This is a genomic window from Pseudomonas sp. 5Ae-yellow, from assembly GCF_014077575.1.
GTDB classification, from domain to species: Bacteria; Pseudomonadota; Gammaproteobacteria; order Pseudomonadales; family Pseudomonadaceae; genus Halopseudomonas; species Halopseudomonas neustonica.
Genome location: NZ_JACGWE010000150.1, coordinates 1 through 335, shown reverse-complemented (window position 1 = coordinate 335; position 335 = coordinate 1). Strand labels below are relative to the sequence as shown.

Annotated in this window: 1 pseudogene; it reads right to left on the bottom strand. The window is 52.2% G+C overall.

Features of this window, described 5'->3' with window-relative positions:
* A pseudogene (locus H4J77_RS19665) lies at positions 1–335 on the bottom strand (IS5/IS1182 family transposase); the annotation flags it as partial.

Sequence of the window (335 nt, the reverse complement as noted above, 5' to 3'; positions counted from 1 at the left end):
TTCGAACCCTCATCATCTCCGGTGCTTGATTCAGCTGGCGTTGCACTTCCTCCAGCACAGCTTCATGTTCCCAGCGCCTTACCCGACGATTTGTGCTTGGCGTGCACTGGGTTTTCAGGGTGCAACTCTGGCATTTTGAACTCCAGTAACAGTGCATATTCATGCCTTTCTCAACGCTGGAGAACCGCCAAATCAGAGCCTCTCCCGCCGGGCATGTGTATTCGTTTTTTGTCGAGTCATACACGAAGGCATCTTTGTTGAATCGGCCATCAGCCTTGGCGCTTGAAGTCATTGGCTTAGGCACATAGGCCGTGATGTTTGCGTCGTGACAGGCA